This window comes from Streptomyces sp. NPDC005803 (genome assembly GCF_040630435.1).
GTDB lineage: Bacteria > Actinomycetota > Actinomycetes > Streptomycetales > Streptomycetaceae > Streptomyces.
Genome location: NZ_JBEXXO010000020.1, coordinates 92,295 through 105,673, shown reverse-complemented (window position 1 = coordinate 105,673; position 13,379 = coordinate 92,295). Strand labels below are relative to the sequence as shown.

The 13,379-nt window shown below is 72.2% G+C and carries 10 protein-coding genes; 4 read left to right on the top strand and 6 right to left on the bottom strand.

Annotation, left to right across the window (positions count from 1 at the left end):
* Positions 1-158 precede the first annotated feature (158 nt).
* The 3 genes from ABZ454_RS26565 to ABZ454_RS26555 all read right to left on the bottom strand — a co-directional run bounded on the left by ABZ454_RS26565 (position 159) and on the right by ABZ454_RS26555 (position 4,637).
* Complete coding sequence (locus ABZ454_RS26565) at positions 159-2,075, bottom strand: SpoIIE family protein phosphatase (protein WP_359541503.1); 1,917 nt, start codon at positions 2,073-2,075, stop codon at positions 159-161.
* Positions 2,076-2,460: 385 nt separating this feature from the next.
* Positions 2,461-3,180, bottom strand: coding sequence for a DUF402 domain-containing protein (locus ABZ454_RS26560; RefSeq protein WP_356321769.1), 720 nt, complete (start codon positions 3,178-3,180; stop codon positions 2,461-2,463).
* 44 nt (positions 3,181-3,224) lie between these two features.
* Positions 3,225-4,637 carry a class II fumarate hydratase gene (locus ABZ454_RS26555; protein ID WP_359541500.1) on the bottom strand — a complete coding sequence of 471 codons (1,413 nt, stop codon included), beginning with the start codon at positions 4,635-4,637 and terminating at the stop codon, positions 3,225-3,227.
* Positions 4,638-4,744: 107 nt separating this feature from the next.
* Here ABZ454_RS26555 and ABZ454_RS26550 point away from each other — a divergent pair, with 107 nt between their 5' ends.
* Positions 4,745-6,274 carry a ricin-type beta-trefoil lectin domain protein gene (locus ABZ454_RS26550; RefSeq protein WP_356321767.1) on the top strand — a complete coding sequence of 510 codons (1,530 nt, stop codon included), beginning with the start codon at positions 4,745-4,747 and terminating at the stop codon, positions 6,272-6,274.
* Positions 6,275-6,332: 58 nt separating this feature from the next.
* Here the strand turns inward: ABZ454_RS26550 and ABZ454_RS26545 are convergent, their stop codons facing one another.
* Entirely contained in the window at positions 6,333-7,634 is a 1,302-nt protein-coding gene (locus ABZ454_RS26545; protein WP_356321766.1) for a M18 family aminopeptidase, read from the bottom strand.
* A gap of 527 nt (positions 7,635-8,161) precedes the next feature.
* A complete protein-coding gene (locus tag ABZ454_RS26540; RefSeq protein ID WP_356321765.1) occupies positions 8,162-9,829 on the bottom strand; it encodes a fumarate hydratase in 1,668 nt (555 codons plus the stop codon).
* A gap of 204 nt (positions 9,830-10,033) precedes the next feature.
* Between ABZ454_RS26540 and ABZ454_RS26535 the strand changes: the two genes are divergently transcribed.
* Both ABZ454_RS26535 and ABZ454_RS26530 read left to right on the top strand, forming a co-directional pair.
* Entirely contained in the window at positions 10,034-10,699 is a 666-nt protein-coding gene (locus ABZ454_RS26535; RefSeq protein WP_356321764.1) for a DUF1707 domain-containing protein, read from the top strand.
* A 272-nt stretch (positions 10,700-10,971) separates the two neighbouring features.
* Positions 10,972-11,343, top strand: a complete 372-nt coding sequence (locus tag ABZ454_RS26530) for a WhiB family transcriptional regulator (RefSeq protein WP_356321763.1) — start codon at positions 10,972-10,974, stop codon at positions 11,341-11,343.
* A 170-nt stretch (positions 11,344-11,513) separates the two neighbouring features.
* On the opposite strand, the gene glpX is transcribed toward ABZ454_RS26530, so the two are convergent.
* Positions 11,514-12,545 carry a class II fructose-bisphosphatase gene (glpX, locus tag ABZ454_RS26525; RefSeq protein ID WP_356321762.1) on the bottom strand — a complete coding sequence of 344 codons (1,032 nt, stop codon included), beginning with the start codon at positions 12,543-12,545 and terminating at the stop codon, positions 11,514-11,516.
* A 192-nt stretch (positions 12,546-12,737) separates the two neighbouring features.
* Here glpX and ABZ454_RS26520 point away from each other — a divergent pair, with 192 nt between their 5' ends.
* Positions 12,738-13,256, top strand: a complete 519-nt coding sequence (locus ABZ454_RS26520) for a DUF4245 domain-containing protein (RefSeq protein WP_356321761.1) — start codon at positions 12,738-12,740, stop codon at positions 13,254-13,256.
* Positions 13,257-13,379: the final 123 nt, after the last annotated feature.

The following is a 13,379-nucleotide window of genomic DNA, read 5'->3' as shown; positions in this document are numbered from 1 at the left end:
GCCACCGGTCACTCGTCCGGTACGTCGGATCTTCCGGCCAGGCTGTCGGGGGCGCCGAGTCCGCCGCCCTCGCACACCGCCCGTTTCCGCGTCCCGACGACTCCGCCGGGAGGCCGGCAGCTCGCGGACCCCCGCTGCGAGCGGGTGCGCCGCTCCGGTCACTGCCCCCGGACGGGCATCTCGAACCAGACCACCTTGCCGGTCGACAACCGCGTCGCACCCCACCGCCTGGCCAGCCGGTTCACCAGGAACAGCCCGCGGCCGCCCTCGTCCATGTCCCGTGCGCGGCGCTGCCGGGGCAGCTGCGGGGCGTCGTCTCCGACCTCGCAGCGCAGGATGTCGGTCCGCAGCAGCCGCAGGGTCACCGGTCGCTCCGCATACCGCACGGCATTGGTCACCACTTCGCTGACCAGGAGCTCCACCGAGTCCGAGAGGTCGTCCAGCCCCCATCGGCTGAGCGCCCGGCGGGCCAGCCTGCGGGCCCGGCCGGGGGCGGAGTCCTCCGGCTCCAGGAACCAGTACGCCACGTCACTCGGCGCGATCCCGTCGAAGCGGGCGGCGAGGAGCGCGATGTCGTCGTCCCGGTCGCCCGGGCCGAGCATGTCCAGGACGTCGTCGCAGAGGGCTTCCAGCGGCGGCGAGTGGTCGGGACCGGTCAGCCGGGCCGTGGTGGCCAGTCGTTCGCGCAGTTGCTCGATGCCCGTCCAGACGTCCCGCAGCCGCGACTCCACGAGTCCGTCGGTGTACAGGAGCAGGGTGGCGCCCGCGGGCGCGTCCAGCTCCACGGCCTCGAAGTCCACCCCGCCGACGCCGATCGGGGCGCCCGGCGGCACCTTCAGCACCTCGGCCCGGCCGCCGAGGTGGAGCAGGACGGGCGGCGGGTGGCCGGCGTTGGCGATGGTGATGCGGTGCGCGACCGGGTCGTACACCGCGTAGAGGCAGGTCGCCATGCGGTCGCTGCCGAGCCGCTGGGCCTGCTCGTCGAGGTGGTGCAGGACCTCCTGCGGCGGCAGGTCGAGACCGGCCAGGGTCTGCGCGGTCGTGCGCAGCTGGCCCATGATCGCCGCCGAGGTCATGGAGTGGCCCATCACGTCGCCGACGACCAGGGCGACCCGGCTGCCGGGCAGCGGGATCGCGTCGTACCAGTCGCCGCCGACCCGGGCCGTCTCGGCGGCGGGGAGGTAGCGGGAGGCGAGCCGGACACCGGTGGGCTGCGGGAGCGAGTCGGGCAGCATGGTGCGCTGGAGCTCGTCGGCGATGTACGCCTCGCGCCCGTACAGCACGGCCTTGTCGATGCCGAGCGCGGTGTGCGTCGCCAGCTGGGCCGCGACCAGCAGGTCGTTGGCCTCGAAGGGCGGGCGCTCGGTGCCGCGCAGGAAGACCGCCGCGCCGATCACCCGGCGCCGGCCGCGCAGCGGGGCGAGGATCGCCCGGTGACCTGAGGGCACGGCGCGGTCCGCGCCGAGCAGCTCCGGCAGCGCGACCCGGGCCGCCGCGGAGTCGCCGAAGACCGGCCGGACCCCGCGCAGCACCTCGGCCAGCGCGCCGCCTGCCAGCACCTCGCACAGTTCGGCGGCGGGCGTCAGATCGGCCTGCGGGTCGACGGCGGGCAGCCGCAGCCGCTCGGACTCCGAGAGGTGTTCGGTGTCCTCGTCGCTCAGCCGCAGCCGGTCGGAGCGGCGCAGCCGCAGCACGAACGGGCTGACGGGCCGCTCGTCACCGACGGGCAGCGGGTCGCGGAGGTAGACGAGTATGGCGTCGGAGAAGGTCGGCACGCTGGCCCGGCACAGTCCCAGCACGATCTCGTCGAGGTCTATCCCGCGGGCGATGCGCCGCGTCGCGGCCCCCACGAAGCGCAGCCGGTCGCCCTCGCGACGGGCCGCGGCCTGCGGGTCGGGGCCGGCGGCGGGGCCCGTACCGGCCGCTGCCGGGTTCGGGCCCTTGGCCGGGGCCGGGACAGCCGCGGTGGCAGGGGCTGCCGCCGGTGCGGCGTCACGCTGCCGCGGCCGGGTGCGTTCCTGCGACCGGGCGGCGAGAGGCTGCCGGCCTTCGTGGGAGGTGGGATGCTCCGTCACGCGTGGGGTTCCGTCCGTCCGGGCCGGTTGTATGAGGCAATCACCTCGTGGGGCGCTACTGTGCCCCGGCAGGAGCGCCCATCACAACGGCTGACATCTGGTGCCCCGGAACACGGGGCCGAAACCGGATGTCCGCGCCGGGTGTCGGTGACAACGTTTCCGGCGTCCGGGCGGCGGACAGCGAACACGTCTTCACCCCCTCGTCGTGGCTCATGCGATGCAGGCAACTCGTGCGACTCATACGACTGATGCGGTTCATGCAGTGTGCGACGTGTGCGATGGCTCGATGACATGCGGTCAGCTCGGGTGCCGCGCCCGTCGGTTGGGGCGGAGCGATCTCCTCGGGGCGATCCTACGTTCGCCCCCCTGGGGTGCATCAAGGGTCTCACGCCGGTGTCGGGGAAGGGGTGCGGTCCCCGTCATCGGGCAGCCGGTCCCAGTCGGCGGGCAGCGCGGGCACCTGCCAGCGCGGATCGGGCCGCCAGTCCTCCCAGCCGTCCCGGAACGGCGCCCCCCAGTCGCGGATCACCCGGACCGCCGCCCGCCCCGCCGCACGGACCCGCCGGGCGGCGGCCGGGGTCATCAGGCCGACCCGCTGGGCCTGGGCGAACTCGTCCTCGTCGCGCCAGAGCCAGCTGTGGTCCGGGTAGACCGAGATGTCGAGGAAGTGGTCCTCGGAGTCGATGCCGCCGGCCCAGCGGGTCCGGGGTTCCTCCAGGTTCACGTACCAGCTGCGGAACTGCCAGCCGTGCTCCCAGAACAGCCAGACGGACCACGGTTCGCCGGGCCGGGCCAGCTTCAGCACCCCGTTGCCCAGCCAGGGCGAGCGGGCGGTGGTGCGCGGGGCGGTGTACCGGGTGGCGAGCGGCTCGGCGTGCACCTCGGTGCCGTCCGCCAGCACCGGCTTCACGCACTCCGTCCCGGGGGCGACCCAGACGGCGAGCAGCTCGTCGGTGTCCTGGACGACGGTGACCGGGCGGCAGATGTGCACGGGGTTCGGGGTCCGGCCGGGCCCGGGACCGTGCCGCCGTGGTCCGTTGCCGCGGTAGCGCCACAGGATCTGATCACCCGGCGCCCAGCGCTCGGTCTCTCCGGTACCTGTCATGGAGAGATCTTAGTGAGCGCGCCCCCGGGGCGCAGCGACGCACGTCACGGACGCGTCATACGCAACACGTCCAGCGCCTCGTCGAGCTGCTCCACGGTCAGGTCCCCGCGCTCGACGTAGCCCGAGGCCAGCACCACTTCGCGGATCGTCTTCCGCTCGGCCAGCGACTTCTTGGCGACCTTCGCGGCCTCCTCGTAACCGATGTACTTGTTCAGCGGGGTGACGACGGACGGCGAGGACTCGGCGTACTCCCGGGCCCGTTCGGCGTTCGCCGTGATCCCGTCGACCGTGCGGTCGGCGAGCAGCCGCGAGACGTTGGCCAGCAGCCGGACCGACTCCAGCAGGTTCTTCGCGATGACGGGGAGCATCACGTTCAGCTCGAAGTTGCCCGCGGCGCCCGCGACGGCCACCGTCGTGTCGTTCCCCGTCACCTGGGCGGCGACCATCAGCACGGCCTCGGGAATGACCGGATTCACCTTGCCCGGCATGATCGAGGAGCCCGGCTGGAGGTCGGGGAGGCTGATCTCGGCCAGTCCGGTGCGCGGGCCGGAGGCCATCCAGCGCAGGTCGTTGGAGATCTTGGTGAGGGAGACCGCGATCGTGCGGAGCTGGCCGGAGGTCTCCACGAGGCCGTCCCTCGCCCCCTGCGCCTCGAAGTGGTCCCGGGCCTCGGTGAGCGGCAGCCCGGTCACCCGGGCGACCTCGGCGATCACGGCGGCCGAGAAGCCCGGCGGGGTGTTGATGCCGGTGCCGACGGCCGTGCCGCCCAGCGGCAGCTCGGCGAGGCGGGGCAGCGACGCGCGCAGCCGCTCGACGCCGTAACGGATCTGGGCGGCGTACCCCCCGAACTCCTGGCCCAGGGTGACCGGGGTGGCGTCCATCAGATGCGTACGACCCGACTTCACCACGTCCGCGAACTCGGCGGACTTGCGCTCCAGCGCCGTCGCCAGGTGGTCCAGGGCCGGGATCAGCTCGCCCGTCACCGCGCCGGTCGCGGCGATGTGGATGGAGGAGGGGAAGACGTCGTTGGAGGACTGCGAGGCGTTGACGTGGTCGTTGGGGTGGACCTCGCGGCCGAGGCGCTCGGTGGCGAGCGTGGCCAGGACCTCGTTGGTGTTCATGTTCGACGAGGTGCCGGACCCCGTCTGGAAGACGTCGATCGGGAAGTGCGCGTCCCAGCGCCCCTCGGTGACCTCCGCCGCGGCCTCCTGGATCGCCTCGGCGATGTCCGGGTCGAGCACCTTCAGCTCGGCGTTCACCTTGGCCGCCGCGGCCTTCACGCGGGCCAGGGCCTCGATGTGGGCCCGCTCCAGGCGCTGCCCGGAGATCGGGAAGTTCTCCACCGCCCGCTGGGTCTGGGCCCGCCACTTGGCGGCCGCGGGCACCTTCACCTCACCCATCGAGTCGTGCTCGATGCGGTAGTCCTCGCCGGGCGCCGGGCTCTTCTGTTCGTCCATCACCGTTCAACCTCCTGAAAAAGCTGAGCACTTGTCTTGTTCTGTGTATTCCCAAGTTGTCTACCGACCAGTAAATACCGGGGGTAACCACAATCTCGGGAGGCGCAATGAGGCGTACCGGACACCGGCTCAGACGTACCGTCGCGGCCGCCGCGGCCATGGCGGCGGCACTGGGCGGCATGACCGCGGCCGCCGGCCCGGCGGGCGCCGCCCAGCCGGACCCCACCACCCGGAGCGCGTCCACCGCGCTGCCGCCCGAACTGGAAGCCGTCCGCGCCGCCGAGGCCACCCGGCTGTACGGCGACCCGGCCGAGCGCCCGCTCGCCGCGCGCAAGACCGGGCTCATCTCGCTCGGCGACAGCGAGATATCGGGCGAGGGCGTGGGCACGTACGAGGCGGGCACCGACGGCCCCGACAACTGGTGCCACCGCTCACCCGACTCCGCCATCCACCGCACCGGAATCCCGGCCGACGTCACGTACAACGTCTCCTGCTCCGGCGCGTACACCGGAAACATCGTCATCGGCGGCTCGAAGCAGTACGCCGACGAGCTCGTGCAGAGCGACAGCCTGGCCATCAAGGCGCGCAACACCCGCATCAAGATGATCGTGCTGGTGGCGGGTGCCAACGACGACCTCCAGTTCGGCCCGGTCATGACGGACTGCGTCGAGCGCTGGATCCTCTTCCAGGGGGCGTGCCGGCCGAAGTACGAGGGCGGCTGGCAGGCCCGCGTCGACGGGCTGGTGCCCAAGGTCGAGAAGACCGTGCGCGACCTGCGGACGGTGATGACCGGCGCCGGTTACGCAGACGGCGACTACAAGCTCGTCGTCATGGGCTATCCGAGCCCCATCGGCCCGGACTTCTACGACAACCCGAACTTCCCCGGCAAACTTCCCGGCGGCTGCGCCGGATACGACTCCGACGCCGCGTGGGGCCGCAACGCCGCCGTGCCCGCCTTCGAGCGGGGCATGCGCGAGGCGGCCGCCGACACAGGAGCGGTCTACCTGGACAACTCCCGACTCTTCCACGGGCACGAGGTGTGCAGCGAGTCCACCTGGGCCCGCGGCCTCTACATCGACCTCTCGCACTTCCCGCCGGACTCCAACTCCGTCCGTCAGTCCTTCCACCCCAACGCGGCCGGACACGGCGCCTTCGCCTCCTGCCTCACCCAGATCTACGACTCCGGCCTGCGCGAGGCGAGCTGCGCCGACCCGGCGAGCACCGGAAAGCCCGTCCTGCGGGCCCTCGCCTGGGACGACGCCTTCCAGCCCCTGCGCGGCGAGGCGACCGGCAGCTGCCTGGACGTCCCCGCGTCGGTCACCCGCAACGACACCGGCGTCACCGGCTGGGAGTGCCACGGCGGGCGCAACCAGGGCTGGTGGTACGACTCCGGCACGAAGAGCCTCCGTACGGAGCTGAGCCACGACCGCTGCCTGGACGTGCCGGGCGCGCGCTACACGGCCGGCGCCGCCCTCATCCTCTACAACTGCTCGGGCGCGGCCAACCAGCAGTTCGTCCGGCAGGCGGGCACCCTGCGCCCGGCCGCCTCGACCGGGCTGTGCGCGACCCTGGCGGGGGCCCATGACCCGCTGAGGCTGCAACCCTGCGACGGAAGCGCCCGGCAGCGCTTCGCGTAGCCCTCTCCACCGGAACACGCGGTAGGGGGCGGGGCCGGGCGGCCCCGCCCCCTACCGCTCAGTCCGAGGTCACGAACGCGCCCAGGATCGCCGCCAGATGCCCCGGGTCCTGCGCCCCGCACAGCTCGCGCGCCGAGTGCATCGACAGACCCGGCACACCCACGTCGACGGTCCGCACACCCAGCCGGGCCGCGGTGAGCGGTCCGATGGAGGTACCGCACGGCATCGCGTTGTGGGAGACGAACGGCTGCCACGGCGCGCCCGCCCGCTCGCAGGCCGACGCGAACACCGCGATCCCGGTCGAGTCGGTCGCGTAGCGCTGATTGACGTTGACCTTGACGGTCGGACCGCCGTTGGGCAGCGGGCGGTGGTCGGGGTCGTGGCGCTCCGCGTAGTTGGGGTGGACGGCGTGCGCCATGTCGGCGGAGACGCAGAACGCGCCGGCCAGCGCCCGCGCCCAGTCCTCCGGGCTGCCGCCGCGGGCGGTGACCGAACGGCTCAGTACGCGCTCCAGCAGCGGACTCTGCGCACCCGTGTCCGAACCGCTGCCGACCTCCTCGTGGTCGAAGGCCGCCAGCACGGGGATGTACGCGGGCTCCCCGGCCGCCGTCGCCGCACCGGCCAGCGCCGTGACGCCCGCGTGCACCGACACCAGGTTGTCCAGGCGGGAGGACACCAGGAACTCCCGCTCCGCGCCCAGGTATCCGGGGGGCTGGACGTCGTGGAGCATCAGGTCCCAGCCCAGCACCTCGTCCGGCTCGGCCTCCGCCGCCGCCGCGACCCTGCGCAGCAGCGCCCCCTCCTCGGCGGCGCCCAGCGACCAGACCGGGGCGATGTGCCGCTGCCGGTCCAGCGCGAGGCCGTCGTTGACGGACCGGTCCAGGTGGATCGCCAACTGGGGAACGCGCAGCAGCGGTTCGTCGATCTGCACGAGCCGGGAGCGGGTCCGGCCGCCGGGGCCGCGCAGGGCGAGTCGGCCGGAGATGCCCAGATCGCGGTCGAGCCAGGTGTTGAGCGGAACGCCGCCGTAGATCTCCACCGCGATCTGGCGCCAGCCGGCGGAGCCGGTGTCCGGGTGGGGCTTGACCCGCAGGTTCGGCGAGTCGGTGTGGGTGCCGATGATCCGGAACGGTGTGTGGGAGGGCGTGCCCTCGGGGGCGTACCAGGCGATCAGGGCGCCGCCGTGGACGACGAAACCGCCGCCCGTGGTGCCCGTCCAGTCGTCGGTGCCGCGCAGCTCGCGGAAGCCGGCCTTCTCCAGGCGCTGGGCGGCGCTCGCCACCGCGTGGTACGGGGAGGGGCTGGCCCTGATGAAGGAGAGCAGATCGTCGGCGTGGCTGCGGTGGGGGACCGGCGTCATGCGGTGTCCGCCTTTCCGGAGTGGGACGGTGAGGGTGGGTCGGGCGTACGGGGCCGGACGGCGGGGGTGTGGGTCGTGGTCCGGCCGGGCCGGGAGGCGGCGTGCAGGGGGGGGGGGCAGGGGCGCGGCGCACCGGCGATGTCGGCCAACTCACCGCATCGGCACGGTCGCCCGCAAGCCGTGCGGACGGCCACCTGCGCGAAAGCGGTGGTGCGGCGGCGCTCCCGGCGGGCGACGAGGAATCGCCGGGGCGGGGGTGCGCGGCGCGGCAGGCGCGTCCGGGGCGAGACGCCTCGGGCGCGGGCCGCCGGCCCCGGGGCACGATCCGGACGTGGGAGCGGCGTGGGCGGTGCCGGACGGCGCTGCGCGATTTTGGCTGAATCACGTCGTCCGCGGACCGGCCGGGCACCCCGTCACACCGCCGCCGGACTCGACGCGGCCCCGCGCGGACCCCCGCCGCGCCCTGACTCGGTGAACGACTGAGGGGCGCCCCGGCCGCAGCCGGAACGCCCCTCGCAGTCCGTGGGTCAGCCGAGGCCGGGACCGCGCACCGGAATGCTGGTGAACGTCGGGGCGGGGGCGGGCTCGGTGAAGAAGTCGTTGCCCTTGTCGTCGACGACGACGAACGCCGGGAAGTCCTCGACCTCGATCTTCCAGACCGCCTCCATGCCGAGCTCCTCGTACTCGACGACCTCGACCTTCTTGATGCAGTCCTGCGCGAGGCGGGCCGCCGGACCGCCGATGGAGCCGAGGTAGAAACCGCCGTGCGCGTCGCACGCGTCGGTGACCTGCTTGGACCGGTTGCCCTTCGCCAGCATCACCTTGGAGCCGCCCGCCGCCTGGAACTGCGCGACATAGCTGTCCATGCGGCCGGCCGTCGTCGGACCGAAGGAACCGGAGGCATAACCCTCGGGCGTCTTCGCCGGACCCGCGTAGTACACCGGGTGGTCCTTCAGGTACTGCGGCATCTCCTCGCCCGCGTCCAGCCGCTCCTTGATCTTGGCGTGCGCGATGTCGCGCGCCACGACCAGCGGGCCGGTCAGCGAGAGCCGGGTCTTGACCGGGTACTTCGTCAGCTCGGCCAGGATGTCGTCCATCGGCCGGTTGAGGTCGATCCTGACCACGTCACCGGCCTCGTCGAGGTGCTCGTCGGTGGTGTCCGGGAGGAAGCGCGCCGGGTCCTTCTCCAGCTGCTCCAGGAAGACGCCCTCGGCGGTGATCTTCGCGGTGGCCTGGCGGTCGGCCGAGCAGGACACGGCGATGGCGACGGGCAGCGAGGCGCCGTGCCGGGGGAGCCGCACCACGCGCACGTCGTGGCAGAAGTACTTGCCGCCGAACTGCGCCCCGATGCCGATCTTCTGCGTCAGCTCGAAGACCTTCTCCTCCAGCTCCTTGTCACGGAAACCGTGACCGGTCGGGGAACCCTCGGCGGGCAGCTCGTCCAGGTAGTGCGCGGAGGCGTACTTCGCGGTCTTCAGCGCGAACTCGGCCGACGTACCGCCGACGACGATCGCGAGGTGGTAGGGCGGGCAGGCCGCCGTACCCAGCGAACGGATCTTCTCCTCCAGGAACTTCATCATGGAGGCCTCGTTGAGGACCGCCTTGGTCTCCTGGAAGAGGAACGACTTGTTGGCCGAGCCGCCGCCCTTGGCCATGAAGAGGAACTTGTACGCGCCGCCGTCGGTCGCGTACAGCTCGATCTGCGCCGGGAGGTTCGAGCCGGTGTTCTTCTCGTCCCACATGGTCAGCGGGGCCATCTGCGAGTAGCGCAGGTTGAGCTTGGTGTAGGCGTCGAAGATGCCGTGCGACAGGGCCTCCTCGTCACCGCCCGACGTCAGCACGTTCTGTCCGCGCTTGCCCATGACGATCGCGGTGCCGGTGTCCTGGCACATGGGCAGCACGCCCGCGGCGGCGATGTTCGCGTTCTTCAGCAGGTCGAGCGCGACGAACTTGTCGTTCGACGAGGCCTCGGGGTCGTCCACGATCCGCCGCAGCTGCGCCAGGTGCGTCGGCCGCAGGTAGTGCGAGATGTCGTGCATGGCCTCGGCGGCCAGGGTGCGCAGCGCCTCCGGCTCGACCTTGAGGAACGTACGACCGTCGGCCTCGAAGGTGGACACACCCTCCGCGGTGACCAGACGGTACGACGTGGTGTCCTCTCCCAGGGGGAGCAGATCGGAGTACGCAAACTCTGGCATTACGGCCATTCCTCACTCGGCAGACAGCGGCTGACCTCCCTTGGGCAGCATCCACCAGGGTAGGACCCCGCCGGGGCGGCGAGTCTGTGAGGTAGGGCTCACCCGGTCCGGCCGCTCGCCCGGCGGGCCGGATCGCGTCGTCCGTTCTCCGCCGCACCCGTCATCCCCTAGTCGCGATCTATCGCGTTTGGGTACGCTGGGCCGGTGGACCTCGAAAAGCACCCCCAGCAGCCGGTCGCGCCGGCGGAACCCGACGTCATCCGCGCGTCCGACGCGGACCGTGACCGGATCGCGGACATCCTGCGGGAGGCGATGGCCGAGGGCCGGCTGACCGCCGATGAGCACGCCGAGCGGGTCGACTCCGTCTACCGCGCCAAGACGGTGGGTGAACTCGAACCGCTGGTACGGGATCTGCCGGCGCCGGGCGGTGCCCCCAGGGCCGCCGCCGCCTCGTACGCCCCCACCCCCGAGGTGCCGTCGGGCCCGGCCGACAACCTGGTGGCGATCTTCAGCAGTTCCAGCCGCAAGGGGCGCTGGCGGGTCGGCGGGCGCACGAACGCGTTCTCCCTGTTCGGCAGCGTGGAAATCGATCTGACCGAAGCTCTCTTCGGTCAGCGGGTCACCGTGATCAACGCGACCTCCGTCTTCGGGAGCGTGGACATCAGGGTCCCGGAGAACGTGTCACTGCGCGGCAGCGGGACGGGCGTCTTCGGCAATTTCGAAGTCGTCACGCTGGAATCGGCGGATCCCGAGGCGCCCGTGGTGGTGGTCAACGGATATTCGGTGTTCGGCAGCGTCGAGGCGAAGCCCAAGCGCGGCAAGTTCGTCGCGGATCTGCAGGACCGGCTGCGCAAGCACCTCGGTCACTGACGACCGGTACGGCATCGCGAGGCCGCGGCGGCCGATCGCGGCGGCTCGGCGGCTCGGCGGCACTGCGGTACGGCGGCTCGTCGCGTCGGCACGGGCGCGCGGTGGTTGGTGGGGGTGAACCGGCGTGCGCGGGGCGCGCGTTCGGGCGGGAAACCGCTCGACCGCAATTCCGCGGCCCGGAACTCAGTGCCACTCAGTGCATAGGCGTGCGCACAGCGGGTAGGGAGAGCTGCATCGCCTCTTGCTCGCGAAGCCGTCGTCAGGAGTGGACCGTGCTGCAACTGTCGCATCAGCCCCTGCAGGTCGCCGCCGTTCCTCCCCAGCGGACCCCCGCTCGGGAGGATCAGGCAGGCCCCTGGCACTCGGAGGCGGTGTGCCGCCGGGACGAAGCCGGGCTGTTCTTCGCCCCGTCGAAGGAGCCGACTGCTGCCCGGCTGTCGCGTGAGGAGTCCGCGAAGCGGGTCTGCGCGCGCTGTCCGGTGATGATCGAATGCCGGGAACACGCCCTGATACAGCCGGAGCCCTACGGTGTGTGGGGCGGCCTCACCGCTGCCGAACGGCGGGTGGCGCTCGCCCGCCGCAGACGGCGCGAGGCGGAGCTCAAGGCGTCCGGCGCCACCGGCCGCATCGCCGCGGCCGGCTGACGGGGACACCGCCCCCGGCTGCCGCCGGCCGGGGCGCATCCGTCGGTGCGACCCGCTTGCCCGATCCGCCCGTGCGATCCGCTGTGCGATCCGTTCGCGCGTCCCGCCTGCGCGAAGAGGCGCCCCCACCGCACATGGGGGGCGCCTCTTCGTGTGGGGACGTGCCTACGTCACTTCCCGCGGTCGAAGTCGATCGCACTGTAGGCACGCAGCTTCGACAGCCGGTGGGTGGAGTCGATCGTGCGGATGGTGCCCGACTTGGACCGCATGACGATCGATTCGGTGGTCGCCGTCTCCGCGCGGTAGCGCACGCCGCGCATCAGCTCGCCGTCCGTGATGCCGGTCGCCACGAAGAACACGTTGTCACCGCTGACCAGGTCGTCCGTGGACAGCACCCGGTCCAGGTCGTGCCCGGCGTCCAGGGCGCGCTGCCGTTCGGCGTCGTCCTTCGGCCAGAGCTTGCCCTGGATCACGCCGCCGAGGCACTTTATGGCGCAGGCCGAGATGATGCCTTCGGGCGTGCCGCCGATCCCCATGAGCAGGTCGACGCCGGTGCCCTCGCGGGCGGCCATGATCGAGCCGGCGACGTCGCCGTCCGAGATGAACTTGATCCGGGCGCCGGTCTCCCGGATCTCCTTGACGATGCCCTCGTGACGGGGGCGGTCCAGGATGACGACGGTGACGTCCTCGGGGGTGGAGTTCTTCGCCTTCGCGACCCGGCGGATGTTCACCGAGACGGGGGCGTTGATGTCGACGAAGTCGGCGGCCTCGGGGCCGGTGACCAGCTTGTCCATGTAGAAGACGGCGGAGGGGTCGAACATCGCGCCCCGGTCCGCCGCGGCCAGCACGGCGATCGCGTTCGGCATGCCCTTGGCGTTCAGGGTGGTGCCGTCGATCGGGTCGACGGCGATGTCGACCTCGGGGCCGGTGCCGTCGCCGACGCGCTCGCCGTTGAACAGCATGGGGGCTTCGTCCTTCTCGCCCTCACCGATGACGACGATGCCGTTCATCGACACGGTGGAGACGAGGGTCCGCATGGCCTTCACGGCGGCGCCGTCGGCGCCGATCTTGTCCCCGCGGCCGACCCAGCGCCCGGCGGCCATGGCGGCGGCCTCGGTGACCCGGACGAGCTCCAGGGCGAGGTTGCGGTCGGGGGCCTCCGGGGAGACCTCCAGCTGGGACGGCAGGTGATGCTCGGACATCGGTGCGCACCTTTCTGTACGACGACGACCGGATGAGGGTGATGTGACTCTATCGTCACGTCGATAAAATGAGCAGACCGGGTCACGGATGAGCGGACGTGGCCGGTCCGGTCCTCGGGTGCGGAGCCGCCCCCGCCGCCTCGACCCGGTCCCGAGACTCGGGGCCGTCGGGGCTGATGCGACGATGGACGCGTGGCAAGCAAGCGAGGCAAGCAGACAGTGCGGGACATGATCCTGTCGTTGGTGGTGATCGCCGCCGTGGCGGGCGTCGTCTACATCTTCATCCCGCACGACGACAAGGCCGATCCGCTCAAGACGGTCGATTACCGCGTCGAGCTTCTGACCGCGCGGCGCGCGGCCCCGTACCCGGTGGCCGCTCCGAGCGGCCTGACGCAGGATTGGAAGCCCACCTCGGTCACGTACGACCGCCAGGCGGGCGACAGCTGGCACCTGGGCTTCCTCGACCCGGACGGCGGGTACGTCGCGGTGGAGCAGTCCACGTCCCCGGCGGAGAAGTACGTCACCGCGGTCAGCCAGAAGGCGAAGGACACCGGGCGCACGCAGCAGGTGGCGGGCGAGACCTGGCAGCGCTGGGAGGGCCCCAAGTACGACGCCCTCGTGCGCCAGGACAAGGGCGCGACCACGGTCGTGACGGGCTCCGCCTCGCCGGAGCGCCTGGCCGAGATGGCGGCGTCGCTCAAGACGTCCTGACGGCCGGGCGTACGGACGACGGCTACGCGGCCGCGCTCCCGGGCGGACGGTTGCACGGCCGCGCTTCCGGGCGCGGGTGCACGCGCTGTCCTGCGCACGGCTGCGAGGCGTGGGGGTACGAGG

Excerpts from the sequence above, each read along its gene's own strand:
- ABZ454_RS26560 (WP_356321769.1), bottom strand. The coding sequence starts at position 3,180 with ATGACAGGTACCGGAGAGACCGAGCGCTGGGCGCCGGGTGATCAGATC.
- ABZ454_RS26555 (WP_359541500.1), bottom strand. The coding sequence starts at position 4,637 with ATGGACGAACAGAAGAGCCCGGCGCCCGGCGAGGACTACCGCATCGAG.
- ABZ454_RS26550 (WP_356321767.1), top strand. The coding sequence starts at position 4,745 with ATGAGGCGTACCGGACACCGGCTCAGACGTACCGTCGCGGCCGCCGCG.
- ABZ454_RS26545 (WP_356321766.1), bottom strand. The coding sequence starts at position 7,634 with ATGACGCCGGTCCCCCACCGCAGCCACGCCGACGATCTGCTCTCCTTC.
- ABZ454_RS26540 (WP_356321765.1), bottom strand. The coding sequence starts at position 9,829 with ATGCCAGAGTTTGCGTACTCCGATCTGCTCCCCCTGGGAGAGGACACC.
- glpX (WP_356321762.1), bottom strand. The coding sequence starts at position 12,545 with ATGTCCGAGCATCACCTGCCGTCCCAGCTGGAGGTCTCCCCGGAGGCC.